The 24,343-nt window shown below is 46.1% G+C and carries 23 protein-coding genes and 1 tRNA gene; 13 read left to right on the forward strand and 11 right to left on the reverse strand.

The window, feature by feature from the left end; all coding sequences use genetic code 11:
• Positions 1 to 31: 31 nt before the first annotated feature.
• The gene (locus QTO06_RS18800; protein WP_331409345.1) at positions 32 to 1,288 is read right to left on the reverse strand and encodes a methyl-accepting chemotaxis protein; all 1,257 of its coding nucleotides are present in this window, start codon (positions 1,286 to 1,288) and stop codon (positions 32 to 34) included.
• A 48-nt stretch (positions 1,289 to 1,336) separates the two neighbouring features.
• Between QTO06_RS18800 and QTO06_RS18805 the strand changes: the two genes are divergently transcribed.
• Entirely contained in the window at positions 1,337 to 2,155 is an 819-nt protein-coding gene (locus QTO06_RS18805; protein ID WP_331409346.1) for a potassium channel family protein, read from the forward strand.
• A 32-nt stretch (positions 2,156 to 2,187) separates the two neighbouring features.
• On the opposite strand, the gene QTO06_RS18810 is transcribed toward QTO06_RS18805, so the two are convergent.
• On the reverse strand, positions 2,188 to 3,720 hold the full coding sequence (locus QTO06_RS18810) for a CYTH and CHAD domain-containing protein (RefSeq protein ID WP_039842411.1): 1,533 nt from the start codon (positions 3,718 to 3,720) through the stop codon (positions 2,188 to 2,190).
• A 205-nt stretch (positions 3,721 to 3,925) separates the two neighbouring features.
• Here QTO06_RS18810 and QTO06_RS18815 point away from each other — a divergent pair, with 205 nt between their 5' ends.
• From QTO06_RS18815 to QTO06_RS18825, 3 genes are all read left to right on the forward strand, one after another.
• Positions 3,926 to 4,606 carry a TIGR00153 family protein gene (locus tag QTO06_RS18815; protein WP_005431974.1) on the forward strand — a complete coding sequence of 227 codons (681 nt, stop codon included), beginning with the start codon at positions 3,926 to 3,928 and terminating at the stop codon, positions 4,604 to 4,606.
• Positions 4,607 to 4,736: 130 nt separating this feature from the next.
• Positions 4,737 to 5,996 carry an inorganic phosphate transporter gene (locus QTO06_RS18820; RefSeq protein ID WP_005431976.1) on the forward strand — a complete coding sequence of 420 codons (1,260 nt, stop codon included), beginning with the start codon at positions 4,737 to 4,739 and terminating at the stop codon, positions 5,994 to 5,996.
• A gap of 181 nt (positions 5,997 to 6,177) precedes the next feature.
• The gene (locus QTO06_RS18825; protein ID WP_045416399.1) at positions 6,178 to 6,789 is read left to right on the forward strand and encodes a TIGR04211 family SH3 domain-containing protein; all 612 of its coding nucleotides are present in this window, start codon (positions 6,178 to 6,180) and stop codon (positions 6,787 to 6,789) included.
• 229 nt (positions 6,790 to 7,018) lie between these two features.
• Here the strand turns inward: QTO06_RS18825 and QTO06_RS18830 are convergent, their stop codons facing one another.
• Together QTO06_RS18830 and QTO06_RS18835 are read right to left on the reverse strand one after the other, a co-directional pair.
• Positions 7,019 to 7,741: a general secretion pathway protein GspB gene (locus QTO06_RS18830; RefSeq protein ID WP_331409347.1), complete on the reverse strand. Its 723-nt coding sequence runs from the start codon at positions 7,739 to 7,741 to the stop codon at positions 7,019 to 7,021.
• Positions 7,741 to 9,366 carry an ExeA family protein gene (locus QTO06_RS18835; protein ID WP_331409348.1) on the reverse strand — a complete coding sequence of 542 codons (1,626 nt, stop codon included), beginning with the start codon at positions 9,364 to 9,366 and terminating at the stop codon, positions 7,741 to 7,743. The genes QTO06_RS18830 and QTO06_RS18835 overlap by 1 nt, the downstream gene beginning before the upstream one ends.
• A 148-nt stretch (positions 9,367 to 9,514) precedes the next feature.
• Between QTO06_RS18835 and QTO06_RS18840 the strand changes: the two genes are divergently transcribed.
• Positions 9,515 to 10,735, forward strand: a complete 1,221-nt coding sequence (locus QTO06_RS18840) for a multifunctional CCA addition/repair protein (protein WP_331409349.1) — start codon at positions 9,515 to 9,517, stop codon at positions 10,733 to 10,735.
• A gap of 72 nt (positions 10,736 to 10,807) precedes the next feature.
• Here the strand turns inward: QTO06_RS18840 and QTO06_RS18845 are convergent, their stop codons facing one another.
• From QTO06_RS18845 to folB, 3 genes are read right to left on the reverse strand one after another with little or no spacing between them, the layout of a single operon-like run.
• The gene (locus tag QTO06_RS18845) at positions 10,808 to 11,611 is read right to left on the reverse strand and encodes an undecaprenyl-diphosphate phosphatase (protein WP_009707763.1); all 804 of its coding nucleotides are present in this window, start codon (positions 11,609 to 11,611) and stop codon (positions 10,808 to 10,810) included.
• A 15-nt stretch (positions 11,612 to 11,626) separates the two neighbouring features.
• Entirely contained in the window at positions 11,627 to 12,109 is a 483-nt protein-coding gene (gene folK / locus QTO06_RS18850; RefSeq protein WP_331409351.1) for a 2-amino-4-hydroxy-6-hydroxymethyldihydropteridine diphosphokinase, read from the reverse strand.
• Entirely contained in the window at positions 12,106 to 12,465 is a 360-nt protein-coding gene (gene folB / locus QTO06_RS18855) for a bifunctional dihydroneopterin aldolase/7,8-dihydroneopterin epimerase (protein WP_005436044.1), read from the reverse strand. The genes folK and folB overlap by 4 nt, the downstream gene beginning before the upstream one ends.
• A 265-nt stretch (positions 12,466 to 12,730) precedes the next feature.
• On the opposite strand from folB, the gene plsY reads away from it, so the two are divergent.
• A complete protein-coding gene (gene plsY, locus QTO06_RS18860; RefSeq protein WP_331409352.1) occupies positions 12,731 to 13,342 on the forward strand; it encodes a glycerol-3-phosphate 1-O-acyltransferase PlsY in 612 nt (203 codons plus the stop codon).
• A 36-nt stretch (positions 13,343 to 13,378) separates the two neighbouring features.
• Here plsY and QTO06_RS18865 read toward each other — a convergent pair whose 3' ends face one another.
• Together QTO06_RS18865 and tsaD are read right to left on the reverse strand one after the other, a co-directional pair.
• Entirely contained in the window at positions 13,379 to 14,194 is an 816-nt protein-coding gene (locus QTO06_RS18865) for an alpha/beta fold hydrolase (protein ID WP_331409353.1), read from the reverse strand.
• Between the two features lie 187 nt (positions 14,195 to 14,381).
• The gene (gene tsaD / locus QTO06_RS18870; protein WP_331409369.1) at positions 14,382 to 15,398 is read right to left on the reverse strand and encodes a tRNA (adenosine(37)-N6)-threonylcarbamoyltransferase complex transferase subunit TsaD; all 1,017 of its coding nucleotides are present in this window, start codon (positions 15,396 to 15,398) and stop codon (positions 14,382 to 14,384) included.
• A 230-nt stretch (positions 15,399 to 15,628) separates the two neighbouring features.
• On the opposite strand from tsaD, the gene rpsU reads away from it, so the two are divergent.
• From rpsU to QTO06_RS18895, 5 genes are all read left to right on the forward strand, one after another.
• Positions 15,629 to 15,844 carry a 30S ribosomal protein S21 gene (gene rpsU, locus QTO06_RS18875; RefSeq protein WP_001145625.1) on the forward strand — a complete coding sequence of 72 codons (216 nt, stop codon included), beginning with the start codon at positions 15,629 to 15,631 and terminating at the stop codon, positions 15,842 to 15,844.
• Between the two features lie 28 nt (positions 15,845 to 15,872).
• Positions 15,873 to 16,316: a GatB/YqeY domain-containing protein gene (locus QTO06_RS18880; RefSeq protein WP_020193982.1), complete on the forward strand. Its 444-nt coding sequence runs from the start codon at positions 15,873 to 15,875 to the stop codon at positions 16,314 to 16,316.
• 149 nt (positions 16,317 to 16,465) lie between these two features.
• The gene (dnaG, locus tag QTO06_RS18885) at positions 16,466 to 18,226 is read left to right on the forward strand and encodes a DNA primase (RefSeq protein WP_331409355.1); all 1,761 of its coding nucleotides are present in this window, start codon (positions 16,466 to 16,468) and stop codon (positions 18,224 to 18,226) included.
• A 99-nt stretch (positions 18,227 to 18,325) separates the two neighbouring features.
• Positions 18,326 to 20,188: an RNA polymerase sigma factor RpoD gene (rpoD, locus tag QTO06_RS18890; protein WP_020193980.1), complete on the forward strand. Its 1,863-nt coding sequence runs from the start codon at positions 18,326 to 18,328 to the stop codon at positions 20,186 to 20,188.
• 145 nt (positions 20,189 to 20,333) lie between these two features.
• A tRNA-Ile gene (locus QTO06_RS18895) sits at positions 20,334 to 20,409 on the forward strand.
• A 123-nt stretch (positions 20,410 to 20,532) separates the two neighbouring features.
• Here the strand turns inward: QTO06_RS18895 and QTO06_RS18900 are convergent.
• Both QTO06_RS18900 and QTO06_RS18905 read right to left on the reverse strand, forming a co-directional pair.
• The gene (locus QTO06_RS18900; protein ID WP_331409357.1) at positions 20,533 to 20,805 is read right to left on the reverse strand and encodes a D-fructose-6-phosphate amidotransferase; all 273 of its coding nucleotides are present in this window, start codon (positions 20,803 to 20,805) and stop codon (positions 20,533 to 20,535) included.
• A 228-nt stretch (positions 20,806 to 21,033) separates the two neighbouring features.
• Positions 21,034 to 21,753 (reverse strand): SIMPL domain-containing protein, encoded by a 720-nt coding sequence (locus tag QTO06_RS18905; RefSeq protein WP_009707771.1) that lies wholly within the window; start codon positions 21,751 to 21,753, stop codon positions 21,034 to 21,036.
• Between the two features lie 164 nt (positions 21,754 to 21,917).
• Here QTO06_RS18905 and QTO06_RS18910 point away from each other — a divergent pair, with 164 nt between their 5' ends.
• On the forward strand, positions 21,918 to 22,208 hold the full coding sequence (locus QTO06_RS18910) for a hypothetical protein (protein WP_331409358.1): 291 nt from the start codon (positions 21,918 to 21,920) through the stop codon (positions 22,206 to 22,208).
• A 141-nt stretch (positions 22,209 to 22,349) separates the two neighbouring features.
• Positions 22,350 to 24,098, forward strand: coding sequence for a lysophospholipid acyltransferase family protein (locus QTO06_RS18915; RefSeq protein WP_331409359.1), 1,749 nt, complete (start codon positions 22,350 to 22,352; stop codon positions 24,096 to 24,098).
• The last annotated feature ends 245 nt before the right edge of the window (positions 24,099 to 24,343 follow it).

The raw sequence follows: 24,343 nt of genomic DNA on the forward strand, positions 1-24,343 counted from the left end.
TTTGTGGGCGTTTTATCAAAGCTTACTGAAACTAGACTTCGAAAGATTTAATCTTCTTGTCGAGCTCTTCTGCATTGTTTTGCATCATCTCGGAGGTCTCTAGCAACTCGCTGACCACCACGACCGATGCTTCCACAAGCTCACGAACATTAGTTAAGTTCTGGCTCATTTCTTCTGCGACGCTGCTTTGCTGACCTGATGCCGTTGCAATCTGGAAGTTCATGTCGTTAATTTGCGTGACTTGACCAACAATGCCGTCAAGCTCAGTGCCAGCATTTGAAACCAGCTCAACGCCTTCTGCCGCCTCAACCACACTCTTCTCCATCAACTCTACCGCTGAGGTTGCGCTCGCTTGAAGCTGAGTGATCATCTCTTGAATTTCTACCGTTGCTTGCTGCGTGCGTTGAGCAAGGTTGCGAACTTCATCAGCCACAACTGCAAAGCCACGGCCTGCTTCACCCGCCCGTGCCGCTTCAATTGCCGCATTCAGAGCAAGCAAGTTGGTTTGCTCAGAAATGCCTTGGATGGTGCCAACTACGCTGCCGATGGCATCAACACGTTCTTCTACTTGGTTAACGGCACTTGCCGAAGAAGCGATATCCGATGACAGTTCGCTCATCTTAGACACGGTTTTCTGTAGGAATTGCTGACCTGTCACCGCTTGTGTTGAAGCTTGCTCAGTTAAGCTCGAGGCAGTTTGAGCATGGTCTGCAACCGTTTGAACCGTCGATGACATCTCGCTCATTGCGGTTGCTAGCTGATCGATCTCGTTGAACTCTTCTTGGGCTGACTCTTTGGTTTCTGACATGCTGAGCGTCATCACTTCCGTTAGCGTAGAAAGCTCATCAGAAGCATTGATCTGCATTTGAATCACATCATGCAGCTGACGACGGGTTTTCTCTAGCTCACGCGCAACATCGCCATATTCATCTTTACAATCCATGCCGAATGGGACGGATAGGTTTTTGCTTGCCATCAACTTGATTGCATCATTCAAATACTGTGTTTGACGCAGCATGACACGAGCAGCGGCGAGCAATAGCACCACAAACACAACAATGAGTATCGCGGTTTGCCACGCCACTTGCGTTAGGTAAGCTTCGTAATGTCGTTGGGCAACTTGCTCGTTCTGTGTTGCCGCTAATAATGAGTTATAGAACGTGCTCGCGTCCCATAATTGTTTTGCCACAATCAGGATGGTACTGAATACCATCAACATGACCATTTTCGGAACGAGCTTGATGTCGGATATCACCCTTTCCCACGGCTTAAATGCCAGCTTTTCCATTGTCAGTTCTCCACCGAGTCTTATATAGTCTTTATCTTACTTATAGTTATGCTCGCGCTTGGTTCTGGTTGCGCGATTTATTTCGAGCTTCGTATGAAAAACTATGATATCAAAGACAGCACTAAACCGATGGGGTTGCTATCACTAATCTTGTCCTTCATGGCACTATTTGTGATCTCTGGCCTGTTGTTTTTCCCGCTTGATCACGAAACCCGTCAAGTCTTTATCGGTCTGGATTTTATAATCTGTAGTATTTTTATACTGCAGCTCACTATAGATTTGATCCGAGCCACAGATCGTAAGTTGTTTCTTAAGCACCACTGGATCGATTTTGTGGCGAGCATCCCAATGATTGAGCCTTTGCGCTTCGCTCGCTTATTCCATATCTTGCGCGTCATTCTGGTACTACGCTCTTCCAAGTTCATTCTTTTCCAGCTCAAGCAAAACCGTCGTGAAACCACATTAGCGTCCATTCTGTTGTTAATGGTGGTACTGATTACTTTAGGTTCTAGTGCGATGCTGTTTATTGAGGGGCAAAATCCTGATGCCAACATTCAGACGGGAACAGACGCATTGTGGTGGGCCTTTGTTACTATTTCGACCGTTGGTTATGGTGACCATTATCCAGTGACGACGGGAGGTAAGCTGCTTGCCGTGCTGATCATCATATGCGGTGTTGGTATCTTCGGTATGATTTCAGGTTTAATCACCTCGTTCCTGACCGCTCCCACTCGTCAGCAAGATAACCGTTCGAAGAATAAAGAGAAGCTGTTGGAACAAGTATTGGATAGGCAGGAGCAGATCCTAGATAGACTCCAATCCATCGAAGACGAACTCAATAAACAGAAACAACAGACAAAAAAATAGGACCTTGAAGGTCCTATTTTTTTGTAGTCATCCTATTCTTGCCAGTAGGGCTCGACTTCCACGCTGATAGCGCGAGTCTGATCCATCGCGTGCAAGATGGAGCGCTCTTGGCGATGTAGCCAACGCTCTAACTGTTCTTGCTCTTCCCCTTCTAGCATGCCAACTAATGGCAGCAAATGGTTAAGCATGAGCAGGTCGTCAATACCATGCACTAAATCCGCCCAAGGTAGACGGAAGCTGGTGCGCTCTTCTGCATCGTACAAACTCGCGAAGCCAATACCAGTGTAAAGATTACGCAGCAGACGGTAACGTTGATCGACATATTCTTGTGCTGACAAATCACGCTCAGCAGGAAAAGCTTCCATCAACTCAGCCCATGTGCGATCCAGTTGCTTCACCGAGAACGGTTGGATGTTACTCGACATCTTTTCACGCGCTTTGTCATCAAGGAATGGCTGCCAGCCACGCGTTAAGATCCAACGGCTCAAATCCAATAGCAAACCAGTGTAGCGAGCAGAACTTAGCAGCTCTAGCACTTCTTCACGGCTTGGTAGCTCGCCCAGTTGTTGAGTTAACTCAGAAACAAGGAACTTACGTGCATCCAGCTTACGCAGCACGTTGCCTTTATCGTCCAGTAGCTCTTCTAAGTGTGCGTGCTCATCGAGCCATTCAAGCTCTTCTTCCAACCATTTCATTTCTTGGCGCAGAATCGCACTTGCTCGGCGCGGTACCATGCTGCCAAAGATAGTGAACGTTTGGCGGATAAAGCGAATTGCGTTGACGATTTCTCTTAGTGATTCGACACAATCACGCTCTGCATAGATTTGCTCATGGTAATGCCAGTGTGCTAACGCATGCTCTAATGAGTTAATTAGGCAGTATTCCACGGTGTCGTTTTTGCTGCTGTCGACCAATGCCAGCGGCTTCACTTCATCACCCGTATAGCCACTTGCCAAACGGTAGCCTTTGGCCGCTTTGCTTAAGTTGCCTAGACGCATACCACCCGCTTCACATAGGCTGCGAGCAAGGGTAAACAGTGCATCTGTTTGACCAGATTTGAGTTCAAGTTCCACTTCACAGATAGGATCTTGCTTTTCTTCTCCGTCTTCACCTTGGGCAATCACGGCACCTTGGTCGAACGCGACTTCGATTTGGCTGCCATCAGGCATACCAATCAGCCACTGTTCACGTGTGAAGTTGGTAGAGAATAGAGGCGTCAGCTCCGCTTGCAGTGTTGCGATATCTTTACCTGCTGGCCAGATATCAGAAGGGTGAAGCGTGAGGTCCGGCTCATTACTGGTGTGCTCGGCATTGTATTCTGGTCTTTGATGAAGGCCAGCAACAACGCGTCCTGCTGTTTTTACAGTCTGGACAAAAACATCATCAAAACGGCGAATTCTTAAACCAATGTCGTGCTTTCTTAACCATTTATCAGCGGTATCAAAGTAGGTGTTACCTAAGTCACGACTACTGTGCTGAAGTACTTTTGTTTCGGAAATTTTAGCTCTTAAAGTTTCTGAAAATTCAGGAGAAACAAAAAACTTCAGTTCTATCTCGGTTTCCATAGCTATACCTTTCAAAGCAGATAGAAACAGGATATTGCCTAATTTCTCACACGGCAAGAAAGAAATATCACCCGAATGATGATCTAAAACAGTTTTAATGAGCGATTTAATGCGTTAACATGCGCGCCTTTATAGCCATCGTTCAACATTTCGCCAAGAAATGGTGTATGTTTTTTTAAGGTTATAGTTATTAGGTTGAATGACCATGCCAGTAAATACAATTATGGGGTTATTTGCAAAGTCCCCAATTAAGCCTTTGCAGCGCCACGTTGTGTGTGTCAACGAATGTTGTTCACACCTGGTTAAGTTCTTTGAAGTTTCTTCAAAGGGTGACTGGGAAAAAGCAGCTGAAATTCGTGCTCAGATTTCTCACCTAGAGAAAGAAGCGGACGTGCTGAAACGTGAAATCCGTCTAAAACTGCCTCGCGGTTTGTTTATGCCAGTCGATCGTACTGACATGCTTGAGCTTCTAACTCAACAAGACAAACTTGCTAACCTGGCAAAAGACATTGCTGGCCGTGTATATGGTCGACAACTTGTCATTCCTGAGGCTCTCCAACCAAACTTCCTCGCATACGTTCAACGTTGTCTTGATGCGGCTGATCAGGCGCAAAAAGTGATCAACGAACTTGATGAACTTCTAGAGACCGGCTTCAAAGGCCGTGAAGTAACGCTCGTTGCTGAAATGATTCATCAGTTGGACGTAATTGAAGATGACACCGATGCAATGCAGATTGAACTTCGCCAACAACTGATGGCGATTGAAGCTGACATGAATCCTATCGATGTCATGTTCTTGTACAAGATTCTTGAATGGGTAGGTGGTATTGCCGACCAAGCGCAGCGCGTAGGTGCTCGTTTGGAAGTCATGCTATCTCGATCTTAAAACATAAGTTAACGACATAACGAAGAGCATTACTAACGCGTGTCAGATGGACGATGACTATTTTCACCGTCTTATGGGCTGACGCGCGCAAAATTTTGCTCCGCTTGTTATAAAACAACTAGGTATTACGATGGATATCCTTGCGAACTACGGCACTGTCCTGATTATTGTTGCAGCGATTTTTGGTTTCATGATGGCGATTGGTATTGGCGCGAACGACGTTGCTAATGCTATGGGTACATCTGTTGGCTCAAAAGCGCTTACCGTTAAACAAGCGATCATTATTGCAATGATCTTTGAATTTGCGGGTGCATATCTTGCAGGCGGTGAAGTAACCGACACTATCCGTAAAGGTGTTATCGAAACATCTCTATTTGCTAGCCAACCTGACATTCTTGTCTACGGCATGATGTCAGCGCTTCTTGCGGCTGGTACTTGGCTTCTACTTGCTTCTTACATGGGCTGGCCTGTATCAACGACTCACTCAATCATCGGTGCAATCATCGGTTTTGCGTGTGTGTCTGTAGGTACAGAAGCAGTTGACTGGAGCAGTGTTCAAGGGATTGTCGGTAGCTGGATTATTACTCCGGTTATCTCAGGCTTCTTTGCTTACGTTATCTTTGTCAGCGCACAGCGTCTGATCTTTGATACTGAGAACCCACTATTCAACGCGAAACGTTTCGTTCCAGTGTACATGTTCATCACGACTATGGTGATTGCGCTTGTAACGATTAAGAAAGGTCTGAAACACGTTGGCCTTCACCTAAGTAATGGTGAAGCGTGGATGTGGGCAGCAATCGTCTCTGCTGCAGTAATGGCAGGTGGTTACTTCTACATTCAGAAGAAATTCGCGAACCGCGAAGAAGACCGCAGCTTTGCTGGCGTAGAAGGCATCTTCAGCGTACTAATGGTTATCACAGCGTGTGCAATGGCATTCGCACACGGTTCAAACGACGTAGCTAACGCGATCGGTCCACTGTCTGCCGTTGTTTCAACGGTTGAACACATGGGTGAAGTTACAGCGAAAAGCACAATCGCATGGTGGATTCTTCCTCTAGGTGGTTTTGGTATCGTAGTTGGTCTAGCAACGCTAGGTCATAAAGTTATGGCTACCGTTGGTACTGGTATTACTGAACTAACACCAAGCCGTGGCTTTGCAGCTCAGCTAGCAACAGCATGTACAGTAGTTCTAGCATCAGGTACTGGTCTACCTATCTCTACTACTCAAACTCTAGTAGGTGCGGTTCTAGGTGTAGGTTTTGCTCGCGGTATCGCAGCACTTAACCTAGGCGTGGTTCGTAACATCGTTGCATCTTGGATCGTTACGCTACCAGCAGGCGCACTATTGGCAGTAGTATTCTTCTACGGCATCCAAGCGATGTTCTCGTAAGAGTAAGCACCGTCAATACAATGTAAGCGCTTTGTCATTATTGACTCAAACGCACAGAAAGGGAGGCTTTGCCTCCCTTCTTTGTTGCACCGAAGTTTGAAACTGCATAATATTCGTCTATTTCCGGCTCCAATAATTCGGTGCCAAAGCTGTATCCAAGAAAATCGTTAAGGGATTTACTGTGAAAAAACTAATCATCACGGTTTTGTTTACTTTGCTAGCAGCGCCAGCGGCACTAGCGGCAGACCGTTATATTTCTGATGACCTATTCACTTTTATGCACTCTGGTCCAAACAACACTTACCGCATTATGGGCAGTGTTAACGCAGGCTCTAAAGTACAACTTCTTCAAACAAACAAAGACACGGGTTACACACAAATCCGTGACGCTCGTGGCCGTACAGGCTGGGTGCAAAGCAAGTTTGTTACGAACCAAGAAAGCATGGCTATTCGTATGCCTCGCATTGAGAAAGAGCTGAAAGAAGTGAAATCTCAACTTGCAAACGCGCGCCAGAACTCAGACACCGAAAAAGCGGGTCTAGTGACATCACTAGAAACACGCAACCAACAGATTTCTGACCTAGAGAAGAAATACTCTGAAATCAGCGACCAGCTTACTTCTGTTGAAACGGAAAACCGCGAACTTCGCGCGAAGCTAGACACGCAAAAAGACGACATGCTACTGAAGTACTTCACTTACGGTGGTGGTGTTGCAGGTCTTGGTCTGCTATTTGGTTTGGTGCTGCCACACCTAATTCCTCGCAGAAAGAAATCGCCAGCAGGTTGGGCATAATTGCCTTCAGCTGGATAGATAAAGAAAAGCCAGTCGTACTCGACTGGCTTTTTTGTTGTCTCGGTTCAATGATGCTCTATGATGTTCGCTCTCTAAGCCCGCCTAATGCGTTGATCCCCTTCTCGTTGGCATCATGAGAATCGATAAGCCAATCCAAGTTGGGGCTACAAAAAAGCCAGCGGCAAAGCTCACTGGCTAATTGGATTTGGAATAGAATCAAGCGGGACTATTACCCTTTCCATTCATACAGCGCAGGTATGCGGATTTGTTCCCCTTGGAATTCGACGATTACTGCTTGCGGTTGGATCTCTTTTAGCGTGACTTGTCCATCAACGACATCACCTTGATGGTACTCGACATTATTGATCTTCACCCAACGACGGTTTGCATCACTTGAATACATGTGCGTCTGTAAGTTCAGTGCTGGCAAGCGACCATGCCACTGGCGAGCTTCACGCTCCAGCTCACCGACAGATGAAGAGCTATTTAGTGACGGTTGATCATTGTTTGATAAAGCACTTTCAACTTTCAGCGCCAAATCTGGCGACAACGAGGACAAATCGAGATCATCGAGCGATAAACCAAGGTCATCATTACTCTGCATGCTCGGGCTGGTTTTCACCGTTTGTTGTGAAGGTTCAAAAAGATCCTGCTCCCCAGGAATTGCGTTGTTAGCCACATAGTTTTGATCGACAAAAGTACCGTAATCTTGCGATAGCTCAGCGGTAGGCCACTCTCGTTCCAACTGCGCCAATTGTGGTTCGTCGGGATAATTCAAACTTTCAAATTTTGCTTTCACCGTTGGCGTTACTGGCTTAGCTAGCGCTTGTGCTTTCTCTACGACCACGGGTACTGGTGCCTCTTGAGCAAACAGGTCCAAGTACCAAGCTGCCCCAACCGCAGTAACACTGATTGGTAACAGGAAGAGTCCAACATGCTTCATGACTGACATTATGCGTCCTCCTCATTTATCTGCTTTAGCTGTGGAGCATCAATTTGAACGCTCTGCTGCAAACGTTCTAAGGTGTGTTTACCTGCAATTCCATCAACACCGATTCCTTGCCAACGCTGGAACAACTCGACTCGCTCTTTCAGTGCGCCATCGTAAATGTCACTGCCAAGTGGTTGCTCGTTCACAGCTTGTGCTAATAACTGGTCAAGCACGTCAATCGCAGGTCCTTCCATATCTAAGCGCAGAGTATCTTTAAGCGGCGCTTGCCAAAGTTCGATGATGTTGCCTTGCCATAACGGCTTGAGCCATGACACAGGCAAACGAAGGCGTTGGCTACCGTTGAGTACTTCGACTTTGTTGTCACCAATCGCGTAAAGGATCACATAACCCACTTGGCCTTGGTAGTTGAGCTCTAAAATCACCGGACGGTTTTGTTGTACCAGCAATGGCCATGTCGCCATTTTACGTTCACAACGCATGGTCGATTGAGGCTCCGATAAACACAAGTTGTCACGTACCGAAGCTCGATACCCCCAAAGCTTGTACAGTTCATTCACCGCTAGATTCGATTGTTTTTGTTCTAGCAACATGTTGCGTTGCTCATTGGTCAATTGCTCATTCACTACAGGTGCAGCGATTTGAGGTACTGTGGTTTGAACGACTTCAACAGGCGAAGTGCTCACCGTCGATTTTAAAGGCATTTGCTGCATCACAGCCCAACCAATACCGACAGCAGCGCAAACACCGATGGCAGCCGAACCCCATGTCGGCCACTCAAAACTGCGGCGAATGGATTTGTCTTGCTGATAAATCTCTGCTTGGAACTGCATTACCTCTTCACACGCTTGATGAACAGTTTGCTTATCCACGACCACATTGCCTTTGTAATAGCTCATGTTCAGGGATTTATCGCAAATCAGGTTAATCAGACGTGGGATACCGTGACTGTATTTAGCAATCAATTTGGTAGAACTGCGGTCAAACAACTGCTTATCACCACCAGCGGTATGCAAACGGAACGTGATGTAGTCTGCGGTTTCTTTCTCATCCAATGGCAGTAAGTGATAACGGCCAGTAATGCGCTGAGCAAGTTGACGCAGTTGCGTAGTTTGCAACAAGCGCTGTAATTCAGGCTGCCCCACCAAAAGCACTTTAAGCAGTTTACGCGTATCCGTTTCTAAGTTAGTTAACAGACGTAATTGCTCAAGCACATCGGCTGCCAAGTGCTGAGCCTCATCGATAACCAATAACGTTGTCCAACCTGACTTGTGATTATTCAACAAGTACTCATGAATCACTTGGTTAAGCTGCTTTAGTGTCGCATCTTGCGGATAGGTGACTTTGAATTCATCACAAACAGCTTCGAGTAAGTCTCGACTTGAGAACGTTGGATTGAGGATCAACCCCGCTTTGGTGTTCTCGTCTAGGTTCGCCAGCATGGCTTTTGCGACCGTGGTTTTACCTGTCCCTACCTCGCCTGTCAGCATGGCAAAACCACCACCATCGCCTAACCCCGCCTGAAGGTGCGTAATCGCCTCTTTATGACGTTGGCTCAGATATAGATAACGCGAGTTTGGAACAATCGAAAATGGCAGTTCAACAAACCCGAAAAAGTCCTTATACATTAGGATCTCCAGCTAAAACCCACCCGCAATCAAATCGGGATATTCCTTATTAGACTTAAACAAAGCGCTAAGTTCTTTTAGATGTGAAGAAAAGTACCATTGCTTGCTACAATGTCCAACGTCATATCCATAAATTAAGAGGTAATCCGTGCAAGTTTATTTAGTTGGTGGTGCAGTTCGAGATCATTTGCTCGGAATCGACAGTTATGACAAAGATTGGGTGGTCGTCGGCTCGACACCAGAAATGATGCAAAGCCAAGGCTACACGGCTGTCGGGAAAGACTTTCCTGTATTTCTTCATCCCAAAACTAAAGAAGAGCACGCCCTTGCACGAACCGAAAGAAAATCTGGCGCAGGTTACACTGGCTTTGAATGTTTCTTTGATCAAAGCGTCACACTAGAGGAAGACCTCATCCGTCGCGATCTCACTATCAACGCCATGGCGATGGATGAAGATGGTAACTTGTATGACCCATATGGCGGCCAAAAAGATATCGATGCAAAAGTACTTCGTCATGTCTCGCAAGCTTTTGTTGAAGACCCTCTGCGTGTTTTGCGTGTTGCTCGCTTCGCGGCTAAGTTAGCTAACTTGGGTTTTAGTGTCGCAGAGGAAACCATGCTGCTGATGCGCGATATGGCCGAATCCGGCGAGCTAAGCACGCTAACGCCAGAACGCGTTTGGCAAGAATGGCATAAGTCGCTTTCTACCTCCCGACCAGACGTGTTTTTATCCGTTTTAAGAGATTGCGGAGCATTAGCCGTTGTCTTGCCAGAAATTGATGCGCTATTTGGTGTACCTCAACCAGAAAAATGGCATCCGGAAATCGACACGGGCATTCACACCTTAATGGTGGCACAGCAGGCAGCGAAGCTGAGTGATTCACTACCCGTTCGATTTGCTGCGCAAGTACATGATTTAGGGAAAGGCGTCACGCCAGAAAGCGAATGGCCAAGTCATAAAATGCATTGTCATACAGGATTAAAACTGATTAAAAAGCTGTGCGACCGTGTACGCGTACCTAATGAGTTTCGTGACTTAGCCCTAATGGTGTGCGAGCAGCACTCTAACATACATCGAGCAGCTGAGCTCAAGCCTCAAACCATTATCAAGATCCTCAACAAGTTTGATGTGTGGCGCAAGGCTGAGCGTCTACAAGATATCTTAATTTGCTGCCAAGCCGATCATGCAGGCCGAAAGGGGCTAGAAGACCAACCGTACCCGCAAGCAGAACTGTTTATGCGCGCTTATCAAGCCGCGGCATCGGTTGATGTGCAAGCCATTATCAAAAACGGTTTCAAAGGCCCTGCAATTCGTGATGAGCAAGAGAAACGTCGTGCAGAAGCGGTTAAAGCTGCATTAGGTAAGTAAGCGATTCAAAAGAAAAGAGAGTCAAACAAAAACGCCCGCTTAACCAAGCGGGCGTTTTCATTCGGATTAGACTTAAGCCATTAGCAAGAACGCAAACAGGCCAAAACCTAGAATTAGACGGTAAATTACGAATGGTGTCATGCCCATGCGTGAAATCATCTTCAAGAAGAAGTGAATACAGATGTAGGCACTGATAAATGACGTCACAATACCCGTTAGCAGGAAGCCAATGTGTACTGGTTCACCGCTTGTCACCAACTTCATACCTAGGTAGCCACCCGCTAAGGTAATGATTGGGATAGACATTAGGAACGAGAAACGCGCGGCCGCTTCACGAGTGAAGCCTAGGTAAAGAGCAGCAGTAATTGTTGCACCAGAGCGTGACGTGCCAGGAATCATCGCCAACGCTTGAGCAATACCAATGAACAGGGCTTTCTTCCAGCCAGTTTGGTACTCATCCGCCACTAGCTCCGCATTCTTATCTACCCACCAAAGCAGCAGACCAAAGATGATCGTGGTGGTTGCAATCACGTAAGCACTGCGCAGGTAAACTTCGATGATGTCTTTCATCAGTAGGCCAAATACACACGCCGGGATCGTTGCAATCACGATCATCCATGCCAGTTTAGCTTCTTTGCTGCGATCACCTTTAAAGATCGAGGCAAACAGTGCTTGGAAAAGCGTGATCACTTCTTGACGGAAATAGATCACCACCGCCATTAGCGTACCAACGTGAACGGCAACATCAAATGCCAAGCCTTGGTCTTCCCAACCAAGAATGGCTGAAGGCAGGATCAAGTGAGCAGAGCTGGAAATTGGCAAAAACTCTGTCAGACCCTGAATCAGAGCCAGAATAAAGGCTTCAAAGTAACTCATGTAAACTACTCAAGATTAAAGTGAAAAGGAAACTGGTTTGAGTGAATCGACGGGCTGTATCGCCCGCCAAATATCTGCGATTGTTCTGCCATCGCCGGGGATCACCAATTGAGGTTCGAGATCATACAGGGGCTTTGTTACAAAAGGATATTTGTAGATATCACTGCGAGGTAGCTCAGGTTTTTGCTGCGAAATACACTCACCAAACAAGACTATATCGAGATCTAAAGTTCGATCCTGATACTTCTGCGCGTTTTCTTCACGCCCCCACTGAAATTCAATCTCGCGTAAGCGGTGACTCAACTCTTCGAGTGATAACTCCGTGGAAAAACTAATCACGAAGTTGTAGAAGTTTTGGCTGCTAAAGCCGATTGGCTCGCATTCGTATATCGGCGAAACACTCAGATCACATCCAAGCTTTTGCAGCTCTTGATAAGCCACAAGTGCGTGATGTTCTCGGTCAATATTGGTCCCTACACCGATATACGTTTTGATCATGCCTGACCTCGCTCAATCACAACGCCAACAGCGCGTGCTTGAGGTACAGCACCTGGTTTCGCTAAACGGATCTTCACCCAAGGAACAGAGAAACGTTGCATGATAAGCTCTGCGACTTCTTCTGCTACGCGTTCTACTAACAAGAAGCGACCATTTTCGATGTGATTTAACACCGCTTCGCTCACTTGTGAGTAATCCAACGCATCTTGAACATCATCACTCTTGCCCGCCGGCTTATTGTCGTGCGCCATTTCGATGTCCAGAACCAGCTTCTGCTTAATTTGCTGTTCCCAATCGTAAACGCCGATGGTGGTGATTACTTCTAACTGTTCAATAAAAACTTTATCCAGAGCCATCTTATGTCCTTCTATTTCAGAGGTCGGATACCCGATTTGGGCAATTTGATCGTACTATTCTATACCCAAGTAACCTATAGAGACCTTTAAGCGCGTCAATTGGCGGTAAAAGTCACTTGGGTATAAACTGCGAAGACTCTTTATATACAAGAAATCCCATAATGCAAGCTCTATCGCAGAGAGTATTTTTGCTCACAGCCGAATCGCGGTATGATAGCAACTACTCAGGAACTGAGCATTAAATTCCAATCCATCAAGGACTTCTATGGACGCACTGGCACTGATAATGACAATGGCCGCCTATTTGCTGGGTTCGATCTCCAGTGCGGTGCTGATTTGTCGTTTATTAAGGCTGCCAGACCCGCGTAAAGTGGGGTCCAATAACCCAGGTGCAACCAATGTGTTACGCATTGGCGGAAAAGGCGCGGCGGTCGCAGTATTGCTCTGCGATATGCTCAAAGGCACCATACCTGTTTGGGGCAGTTACTTCCTTGGTATCGACCCTATCATCCTTGGCGTCATCGCTATTGCAGCCTGTCTTGGCCATATGTATCCGATCTTCTTTCACTTTAAAGGTGGCAAAGGCGTTGCAACGGCACTGGGCGCAATTGCGCCGATTGGTTTGGATTTAACTGGGTTGGTGATGCTCACTTGGCTCTCTGTTGCGGCTTTATTCCGCTACTCTTCCTTGGCGGCATTGGTGACGGTTCTGGTTACTCCTTTTTATACTTGGATGTTCAAACCCCAATACACTCTGCCCGTTGCCATGCTGTGCTGCTTGATTGTATTTAAGCATCACCAAAATATCCGCCGTTTATTGTCCGGCGAAGAGCCTAAAATTGGCGAAAAGAAACTGATAGAAAAAAACTCGACTTGATGCCGAGTTTTTAGTTTTAAGCTTTCGAACGCAGAACTATGCGTGCACTTTGTTTAGAAAGTCTAACAGCATTTGATTGACGAACTCTGGCTGCTCTAGCGAACTAATGTGGCCTGCTTCAGGGATCTCCACCAACTCACTGCCAGTGATGCAGTCATTCATTAAGTAAGATTCAAAAACAGGGCGTGGCTTATCCTCACGACCGACCGCAATCAACGTTGGCAGTGCGAACATCTCAGAATCTTCAATCACATCACGACGGCCAAACACCATGCGTCCAATACGAGCAACTTCGACTGCACGCTCACCTTGCAGAGCTTCCAGACTTTGTTTGAATGAATCCACTAACTCAGGGTTCACTTGCTCGGCATTATTGGCAAAAAACAATGGAGTGACGGCCTCAATAATTGGCGCTGGCACGGCTTGCACTTGGCTAATCGTATCTAACATCGCAAAGTACTTCTTGTGCGTCACTTCAGGCTCAAGCCCAATGAAGGTATCCATCAACACCAATGACTTCACACGTTGAGGAGCTTGAGAAGTCAGCTCTGCACCCCACATACCGCCAACAGACAAACCAACAATAGAGAACTGCTCGATCTCCAGATACTCCATCAACGCCAACATGTGCTGTGCGTAATCCACCAAAGATCGTGTTGAAGCGGGTGCAGCATCCGACTCACCGTGTGCCCAAAGGTCTGGCACGATACAGCGGTAAGATTGGCTCAACACTTCAATTTGTGGTGCCCACATTTGGCAATCCCAAAGGTAGCTGTGACCAAACAGAAGCACAGGGCCTTCACCCTTATCTAAGTAAGCAAGTTGCTGGCCTTCAATTTCAAACTTGTTCATTGTTATATCCATCTATTATTTTTGAGAACCATCCTATCACTGAAACGATATAAAACTGCTCGCATCAGTCAGGCTCTTACCATCAATTACACAAAGCCTTTCAATTAGATATCTAAAAATAAAGGCCTCTGATGAGCAGAGACCTTTATCTTCGTAAATCTATTTCAAACCTTAAGCGAAAGTTTGATTACGCGATTGGCGTTAGTTGATCGATCGGCCAACGTGGGCGCGCTTCAACCGACATATCAGCCACTTCACCGTTCTTCAAACGTTGCATACCTGCGTAAGCAATCATCGCACCGTTATCGGTACAAAACTCAGTGCGTGGGTAGTAAACTTCGCCGCCAACTTTCTTCGCCAGCTTCTCAAGCTCTGATCGCAGACGACGGTTCGCACTTACACCACCAGCAATAACAATGCGTTTCATACCCGTTTGCTCAAGTGCCCGCTTACATTTGATAGCCAGCGTAGCACACACGGCTTCTTCGAATGCTAAAGCGATATCAGCACGTGTTTGCTCGTCATCACCGTTGGCAGCAATCGTGTTAGCCGTAAAGGTTTTTAGACCAGAGAAACTCATGTCCAAGCCCGGTACATTCGTCATTGGACGTGGGAATTTGAAGCGACCCGGCGTGCCTTTTTCAGCCAGCTTAGAAAGCAGCGGACCACCTGGGTAATCTAAGCCCATGAGCTTCGCCGTCTTATCGAATGCCTCACCCGCCGCATCGTCAATTGATTCGCCTAGGATTTTGTACTCGCCGATGCCTTTTACTTCCACCATCATTGAGTGACCACCCGATACCAATACCGCCACAAATGGGAACGGTGGTGGGTTATCTTCTAGCATAGGCGCCAGTAGGTGACCTTCCATGTGGTGAACAGGCACCGCTGGTACACCCCAAGCGTAAGCAATACTGCGACCGATGGTAGCACCAACAAGGAGTGCGCCCACCAAACCTGGACCTGCCGTGTATGCTACACCGTCAATGTCTTTAGAAGTCAGATTTGCTTCTTTCAGTGCCTCTTTAATAAGAGGGATGGTTTTCTTAACATGGTCACGTGAAGCCAACTCAGGCACCACGCCGCCGTAATCTGCGTGAAGTTTTACTTGGCTGTAAAGCTTGTGTGATAGCAGACCTTTTTCATCGTCATAAATCGCGATGCCAGTCTCGTCACAAGAGGTTTCAATACCAATAATGCGCATGGTTTTCTCAGTATGCTTTCTATATAGAGGAAATTTGGGCGTCATATTACCCTGCCTTGGTGCTTCAAACAAATTTTGTACAGACAATAAGCGATAAAAGGCTTTACAAAGCAGTGTTGATCGGATTAAAATTCCGCACCATTTTTGATCAAGCTGGTAACTGACCAAACAATTGTGATTTGGTTCATTAAATTCCAGCGTTAACGAATAACCCCTGAGGTGAAAGGCATATGCCAGTAGTTAAAGTACGTGAAAACGAACCGTTCGACGTTGCTCTACGTCGTTTCAAGCGCTCTTGCGAAAAAGCAGGTATCCTTTCTGAAGTGCGTCGTCGTGAGCACTACGAAAAACCAACTACAGTTCGCAAACGCGCTAAAGCAGCAGCTCAAAAGCGTCACGCTAAGAAGCTAGCTCGCGAAAACGCTCGTCGCGTTCGCCTGTACTAATAACTGAGCTCCGGAAAGGAATTTAGTTATGGCTCTGATTGATAAACTCAAAGAAGAGCAAAAATTAGCGATGAAAGCCAAGGACAAATTGCGCCTTGGTACTATTCGTTTAGCTCTATCAGCAATTAAGCAACGTGAAGTTGACGAACAGATCACTCTGGGCGACGACGACATTCTTGCGGTATTGACTAAGATGGTTAAACAACGTCGCGATTCTGTAACGCAATTTGAAGCAGCGGGTCGTCAAGATCTAGCTGATGCGGAACAAGCTGAAATTACGGTTCTTGAGGACTTTATGCCTCAACCACTGACAGACGAAGAAGTTGCAGCTCTTATCGAGAATGCAATTGCGGAATCTGGTGCAGCTGGCATGCAAGACATGGGCAAAGTAATGGGCGTTCTGAAACCGCAAATTCAAGGGCGTGCAGATATGGGTAAAGTAAGCGGTCTAGTTCGCGCTAAATTGGCTTAATACCCCACCCGATTGCAGCAAGCCGTGCTATCCTTTGGAACGCACGGCTTGTTTGTATCTGGCAGAATGGAATAACAAAAAAGCCGTACACATGCTTTTCTCTGTAACCCATTCACACCAATCATGATTTTCTTTTTTTGTTAGGTTTTATGGCTGGACACATCCCTCGCAGTTTTATTGATGACCTCCTAGCTCGACTCGATATTGTCGATATCATCGACGCGCGCGTAAAACTTAAGAAAAAAGGCAAAAACTACGGTGCTTGCTGCCCCTTCCATAACGAAAAGACCCCTTCTTTCAGCGTTAGCCAAGAGAAACAGTTTTATCACTGTTTTGGTTGCGGCGTTCACGGCAATGCCATCGACTTCATCATGGAATTCGAGCGCTTAGAGTTTGTCGAAGCGATTGAAGAACTGGCGTCTTACCTTGGTTTGGATGTTCCACGCGAACAACGCAGTGGTGGCGGTGGTCAGTTTAACTCTGGCCCCCAAGCAAGCAGCAGTGAAAAACGCAGCCTTTACGATTTGATGGGCAGTATTGCTCAGTTCTATCGTAACCAACTCAAGCAGCCAGCAAGCAAAGTGGCGATAGAGTACCTGAAAGATCGCGGTCTATCTGGCGAAATCGTACAGAAGTTTGGCATCGGCTATGTGGCTGATGAATGGGATTTAGTCCGTAAGAACTTCGGCCAGAACAAAGACAACCAAGAGATGCTTGTGAGTGGCGGCATGTTGATCGAGAACGACAAAGGTAACCGTTATGACCGCTTCCGTGGTCGTATCATGTTTCCGATTCGTGATCGTCGTGGTCGAGTGATTGGATTTGGTGGTCGTGTACTTGGCGACGGTACTCCGAAATACCTAAACTCACCAGAAACGCCTATCTTCCATAAAGGTAAAGAGCTTTACGGCCTTTATGAAGTTTTACAAGCATATCGTGAACCACCACGAATTTTGGTGGTTGAAGGTTACATGGATGTGGTGGCTTTGGCGCAATATGACGTAGATTACTCTGTCGCTTCATTGGGCACGTCAACGACCGGTGACCACATTCAAATGCTGTTCCGACAAACCAACACCGTAGTGTGTTGTTATGACGGTGACCGAGCAGGTAAAGAAGCCGCATGGCGCGCGTTAGAGAACGCACTTCAATACCTAAAAACAGGTAACACATTGAAGTTCCTGTTCTTGCCTGATGGTGAAGACCCAGACAGCTACGTTCGTAAATACGGCAAACAAGCCTTCGAACAACAAATTGAACAAGCGACACCGCTTTCGAGCTATCTTTTCGATAACCTGATTGAATTGCACCAAATCAACTTGGGCAACAATGAAGGTAAATCCGCACTGCGTGCCTACGCGAGTGCTTTAATCGACAAGATACCTGATCCCTACTTTCAGGAGTTACTCGAAAAGCTGCTTGATGAACGCACGGGCTTTGATAACCGCTTACGCCAGCCGCGTAAGAAGACGAGCGAAACTCGACCTCAGCCGCACAAAGAGATCAAACGAACTCCTATGCGCGAGGTAATCGCTCTACTTATTCAAAATCCGAGCTATGCTCAAATGGTACCTGATTTGTCTTCGGTAAGAGAATTATCAATACCGGGACTAAGTTTATTTGTTGATGTACTTGATAAATGCCAGGCACATCCCCATATAAACACAGGCCAATTATTAGAGCATTGGCGAAATAGCCAAAATGAGACCCTTCTGTCTCGTCTAGCGAGCTGGGATATTCCCCTCGATGAAGACAACCAAGAAGAAATATTTTTAGACTCACTGGATAAAATTATTGCCCAGTGCGTAGAAAAGCAAATTGAAAACCTGCAGGCCAAAGCAAGAAGTGTCGGTTTATCAGCCGAAGAGAAAAGGGAGCTGCTAGCTTTGATGCTAGATTTAAAAGCGTAACCCTGTTTAATTAGTCAGCAACAATTTAATTTGTTATAGTAAGTGGTTTGCATTTCGCATACTGATTCCTTCACCAGATTACGAAGTTGGATACCGTCTATGGATCAAAATCCGCAGTCACAGCTAAAGTTACTTGTTATTAAAGGCAAGGAACAAGGCTATCTGACCTACGCCGAAGTAAATGACCACCTACCTGCTGAAATCGTAGATTCAGAACAGGTAGAAGACATCATTCAGATGATCAACGACATGGGTATCAAGGTAGTAGAAACTGCTCCTGATGCCGATGATCTAGCGCTGAACGATGACACAAACATTACCGATGAAGATGCAGCAGAAGCTGCAGCAGCAGCACTTTCTAGCGTAGAAAGTGAAATTGGTCGTACAACAGACCCAGTACGTATGTACATGCGTGAAATGGGTACTGTAGAGCTGCTGACTCGCGAAGGCGAAATCGACATCGCAAAACGTATTGAAGAAGGTATTAACCAAGTTCAATCGTCTGTTGCTGAATACCCTGGCACTATCCCATACATTCTTGAGCAATTTGACAAAGTTCAAGCAGAAGAACTTCGTCTAACAGACCTAATCTCTGGATTTGTTGACCCTGATGCAGACGACACGGCTGCACCAACAGCAACGCACATCGGTTCTGAACTGACTGAATCTCAGCTAGAAGAAGAAGACGAAGAAGACGTTGATGAAGACGAAGAAAGCGATGACGATTCAGATGATTCTGAAGAAGATGTTGGTATCGACCCAGAGCTAGCGCTTGAGAAATTCAACCAGCTACGCAGCACGTACCAAAACCTTCAGCTTGCAATCAACGAACACGGTTACGAGAGCCCGAAAGCAACAGTAGCTAACGAGTTGATGCTAGACGTATTCAAAGAATTCCGTCTAACGCCAAAACAGTTTGACCACCTAGTGAATGAACTGCGCACGGCGATGGATCGCGTTCGTACTCAAGAACGTTTGATCATGAAGGCTGCTGTTGAATACGGCAAAATGCCTAAGAAATCATTCATTGCACTGTTCACAGGCAACGAATCAAGCGAAGCATGGTTGGATGAAATCCTATCATCTGACAAGCCATACGCTGAAAAAATCAAACGTAGCGAAGAAGAAATCCGTCGTTCAATCACTAAACTAAAAATGATTGAAGAAGAGACTTCTCTAAACGTTCAAAACATTAAAGACATCAGCCGTCGCATGTCTATCGGTGAAGCAAAAGCTCGCCGTGCGAAGAAAGAGATGGTTGAAGCGAACTTACGTCTAGTAATTTCTATCGCGAAGAAATACACCAACCGTGGTCTACAGTTCTTGGATCTAATCCAAGAAGGTAACATCGGTCTGATGAAAGCGGTAGATAAGTTCGAATACCGTCGTGGTTACAAGTTCTCGACTTACGCAACGTGGTGGATCCGTCAGGCAATCACTCGTTCAATCGCGGACCAAGCACGTACAATTCGTATTCCGGTACACATGATCGAAACGATCAACAAGCTAAACCGTATCTCTCGTCAAATGCTGCAAGAGATGGGTCGTGAACCATTACCGGAAGAACTGGCAGAGCGTATGCAAATGCCAGAAGACAAGATTCGTAAAGTACTGAAAATCGCTAAAGAGCCAATCTCTATGGAGACACCAATTGGTGACGACGAAGATTCGCATCTAGGTGATTTCATCGAAGATACTACGCTAGAACTACCGCTAGATTCTGCAACTGCGACAAGCCTGAAAATGGCAACAAAAGACGTACTTGCAGGTCTAACGCCACGTGAAGCAAAAGTACTTCGTATGCGCTTTGGTATCGACATGAACACTGACCACACTCTAGAAGAAGTTGGTAAGCAGTTCGACGTTACTCGTGAACGTATCCGTCAGATCGAAGCGAAAGCACTACGTAAACTTCGTCACCCAAGCCGCTCAGAAACACTGCGCAGCTTCCTAGACGAGTAATCGCAGCGATTAAAAACAAAAAAAGGTGACCGAGTGTCACCTTTTTTATTATCTGTGAAGCTAAGTGAATAAAAACTAAGCGCAATTGCCCTACCTAGTGGCTAGACACCTAGCAAAGCTTCCCCTATAATCGTTGACCTATTAAGGCCCCTTAGCTCAGTGGTTAGAGCAGTCGACTCATAATCGATTGGTCCCCAGTTCAAGTCTGGGAGGGGCCACCATATTCAGAAGGCTCGTAGAGAAATCTACGGGCCTTTGTTGTATCTGGAAGACAGAGATTCCCTCCAATACCAACGACTCAACACTAACTTTAGAGGTAGTTTAGAACTGAGGTTTGTTTAGACCTAAGGGCGCTCTAACTCAAGCTTGCTGACTTGGTAACCCTCTGTCGCTGCGACTAAGTCAGGGCGATTAATGACTTTCCACAAGAAATAAGGCGGGATCAGAAACGCGACGAAGTAAAACGATTCGTGGAAGAAGATATGCGCGATATTTTCTTGATGCTCGCACAGTGCCGCAAGGGCGCAGAAATCCAATAAGATACTCAAAACCCCGAACACCACAGAGACCACGATGGTCAAACCCAGTAACTCTCTGAGGTAATGTTTAAATGCCATTCTAGTAATTCCTTCTAGCTAATCAGTGCGGTCAAAATTACGCCTCTAACTCCTTCTCTGAATTGACTTTTATCAACTTTATCGCCAAACAAATAAGAACTTAGTTTTATAAAAGATCACTTGCACAAATCAGAAAAAGAGCGGCAATTAAAATGCAATTAATTGAGTATTAAAAAGCCAATCAAATGACTGGCTTCTACTGTTATTCAGGGTTGGCAAGAAATAGAGTTAATCCGACAAGTAATATTGAACGGTTGAAACAACGCGTACTTTCTTAATATACGGCGTGTTGCTATCACGATCGTAAATAGAGAACTGACCTTGCGTCGCACGTTTGATTTTACCAAGCGAGCTTTGTGAATCTTTGGCGAACTTCTCTGCTACTTCACGAGCGTTTTTAGTCGCTTCCTCAATCATATCTGGCTTGATGTCATTGAGCTTGGTAAAGCTGTACTCAACACGATTTGCATAAGGGTCTTGGTTAAGCAAAACGCCCTGTTTACCTAGCTCACCAATTTCATTGATAGCCGCTCTGACGACATCAATATTCTGGCTATAAACCGTCACCGTTCGATTGGCTAAGTAACGATACTCAATGTCCTGTTCATTACCGTATTGCTGCGCTTTGCGGTCTGTTACAGCGGGAGAGGAAAGAGAAAAGTTTGATTCATCCAACCCCTTAGCTGCCAGAAAATCGAGCACCAGCTTGGTTTGCTGATCAATCTCATCAAACATCGTCGGCATATCATTACTCGCAACAGTAAACTGAATTGGCCAAATCACCGTATCCGCTGGATACTCACGCTCAGATAAGCCCTTTACCGTCACGACGCGTTCATAGGCTTTGTATTTTACCGCGGTCTGTTGAATGAAAAAGCCCAACACACCTAACCCGATGATTAAGCACAGCCCTAGCCACAGTGATGACTTGTTAGAAATCCGCTCCATTCATCCTCCTAATTTCGTTAAACCAATCAATTTGTTATCTAGATAACATAGCCTAGATACCGCAGGAAAATAGCGACTGAAAGCTAAGTTTTTGTCATATCGCTCGAAATGATAAGCGCAATAGCATAAAATCGAACAGTGTTTTATTTTCGAGTTTCATTACTATGTTAAAACCAAAGTTGATGGTGTTGCTCAGTGGCCTACTTGTCTCTGCGTCTTGTTTGAGTGCTGACGAGATTGCCTCTGAAGAGATGAGTGAAGAGCAAGTTGTCGAAAACGCAGCTATAGACGAATCAACGATTGCTTGTACTGAGGAGCATTGCGAAGGCAAGGGGTTTGATGGGCGTATTCTGTTAGACAACGAGCCAACCAAGCAGGTATTGAGCTCTCTCGAAAGCTTGGGTGAAACACTGAACTCGTTGAGTTTCTTAATGTTCGCTGGGGATAAAACCTAACGCTACCATTAGTAACTCTCGCCTCAACGCCTTTGGTCAATAAAGCTTCATTGGTTTGTCACCAAAGGCTCATGCTTTTGCCTCTTAACTGTCATCTGTAATTTCTACTATCCAATCAGCAACTTGTACGCTGAGGTAAATATGGATAGTTCGACCCCTTTTCGTCTCCCACGTAAAACGCCGTTTGGCATTGGTGAAAACGTTGCTGAATGGGCAACCGGTTTAAACCAACTTGATAAATTCTACGCCCAACGCCCCGTTAACGCCGATACCAAAACTTTTCTCCGCTTCACGCTGGATATCTTAGGTATAGACTATCGCATTGCTCATGGTTCACTCGACTCAGTTCCCAAACAAGGTGCTACCGTCATTGTGGCGAACCACCCGCTTGGGTGTGTAGAAGGCGTGATCTTGGCTGAACTGTTATTGATGGTCAGAGACGATATCCAAATCCTAGCCAATCAATACCTTAAAACCGTGCTGGAGTTAGATCAGCTCTTTATTGGTGTTGATGTGCTTGAAGGCAAAGACGCCGTCAAATCGAATATGAAAGCCCTGAGAGCTGCCAATAAACACCTCGCAAATGGTGGCTTATTGCTTGTCTTTCCTGCCGGTGAGGTTTCCCAGTTAGTCGATGCCAAACAGCAACGCTTGGAAGACAAAGCGTGGAGTCGAAGCGTAAGTAGCCTGCTCCGCAAAAACAAAGCCACGACAGTTCCGGTCTTCATCAGCGGTCAAAACTCGAAAAGTTTTTATATAGCGGGAAAAATCCATCCGCTTCTACGCCCCCTAATGCTTGGTCGAGAGCTGCTGAACAAACACGCGCAAACCATCAACTTGTCTTTTGGCCAAGCGATTAAATTTAAAGAGCTCAACACACTTAGCGATGATCAAGTGGTGAACTATTTGCGGCTCAACACTTACTTACTCAATCGTGAAACCCAATCGGTGAAACCCTCTTCCTCATCAGAACGGCTCTCTCCAATAGCGGCAGGGTTACCCGTAGGCGAATTGCTTGAAGAGCTGAACAACTTACCAAAAGAGTCCAAGCTGCTAACAAGTGGTGAGTTCGATGTCTACTGCACGGAGTCGCAGAATATCCCTTCCCTACTGCATGAAATTGGTCGCCTACGTGAGCTCAATTTTCGACAGGTTGGCGAAGGGACGGGACTAGCAATAGACATTGACCATTTCGATCATGATTACCTGCATCTGTTTGTGTGGGACAGAGAGAACCAATGCTTGGTGGGCGCGTATCGTTTAGGTCTGGTTGATCAACTGATTGAAAAGCGCGGCGTAGCGGGTCTGTATTCACGAACCTTGTTTAACTATGACCAACGCTTTATCGCCCAAATGGGTAAATCCATTGAAATGGGACGCTCAGTGATTGCGCAGCAATATCAGAAGAGCATAAGCGCGCTACTGCTGCTGTGGAAAGGCATCGCAACCTTCGTGCATCAAAACCCAGATTACACTCACCTATTTGGTCCGGTAAGCATTAGCAACGACTATAGCGATACTGCACGCCAACTGCTTGCCCAATCAATGACACTGCACCACTACGATAACAACTGCGCAGAGTACGTCACGCCTTCTAACCCACTTCCTGAGCACCACCGTGACTGGAACACCAGCATGCTTACTGCTCTGGGGGATTTACAGCTATTATCACGCGTTATTGCCAGAATCGATGAAGGGAAAGGTGTGCCCGTTTTACTGCGTCAGTACTTAAGCCTCAATGGCAAACTGGTGTGCTTCAATGTAGATCCAGCATTCAACAACGCTTTGGATGGATTGATCATGGTTGACTTGCGTAATGTCCAAGAAAAAACATTAGCACGGTACATGGGGGGCGAGCAGGCTCACCGTTACTTAGGTCAACACCGCTGAGTATTGAAATATCAATGAAAAGTGCGTTGTAATGGATAGAATGAAGCCCTAGAGCAATGCACTTCTAATCTTTCTATCACTAATGACATATCACTGCGTGAAGTGGCTCGAAAAGACATTCATCAACGCAATTTATCAAAACCTTAGCAATGACATTGATCACACCAATCCCGTCATAAACTTTCACAAAACACCAAAAACGACTCAGATCACACTTTATACCCAGACCAAACCAACACAAAATG

This window comes from Vibrio sp. M260121, assembly GCF_036533715.1.
GTDB lineage: Bacteria > Pseudomonadota > Gammaproteobacteria > Enterobacterales > Vibrionaceae > Vibrio.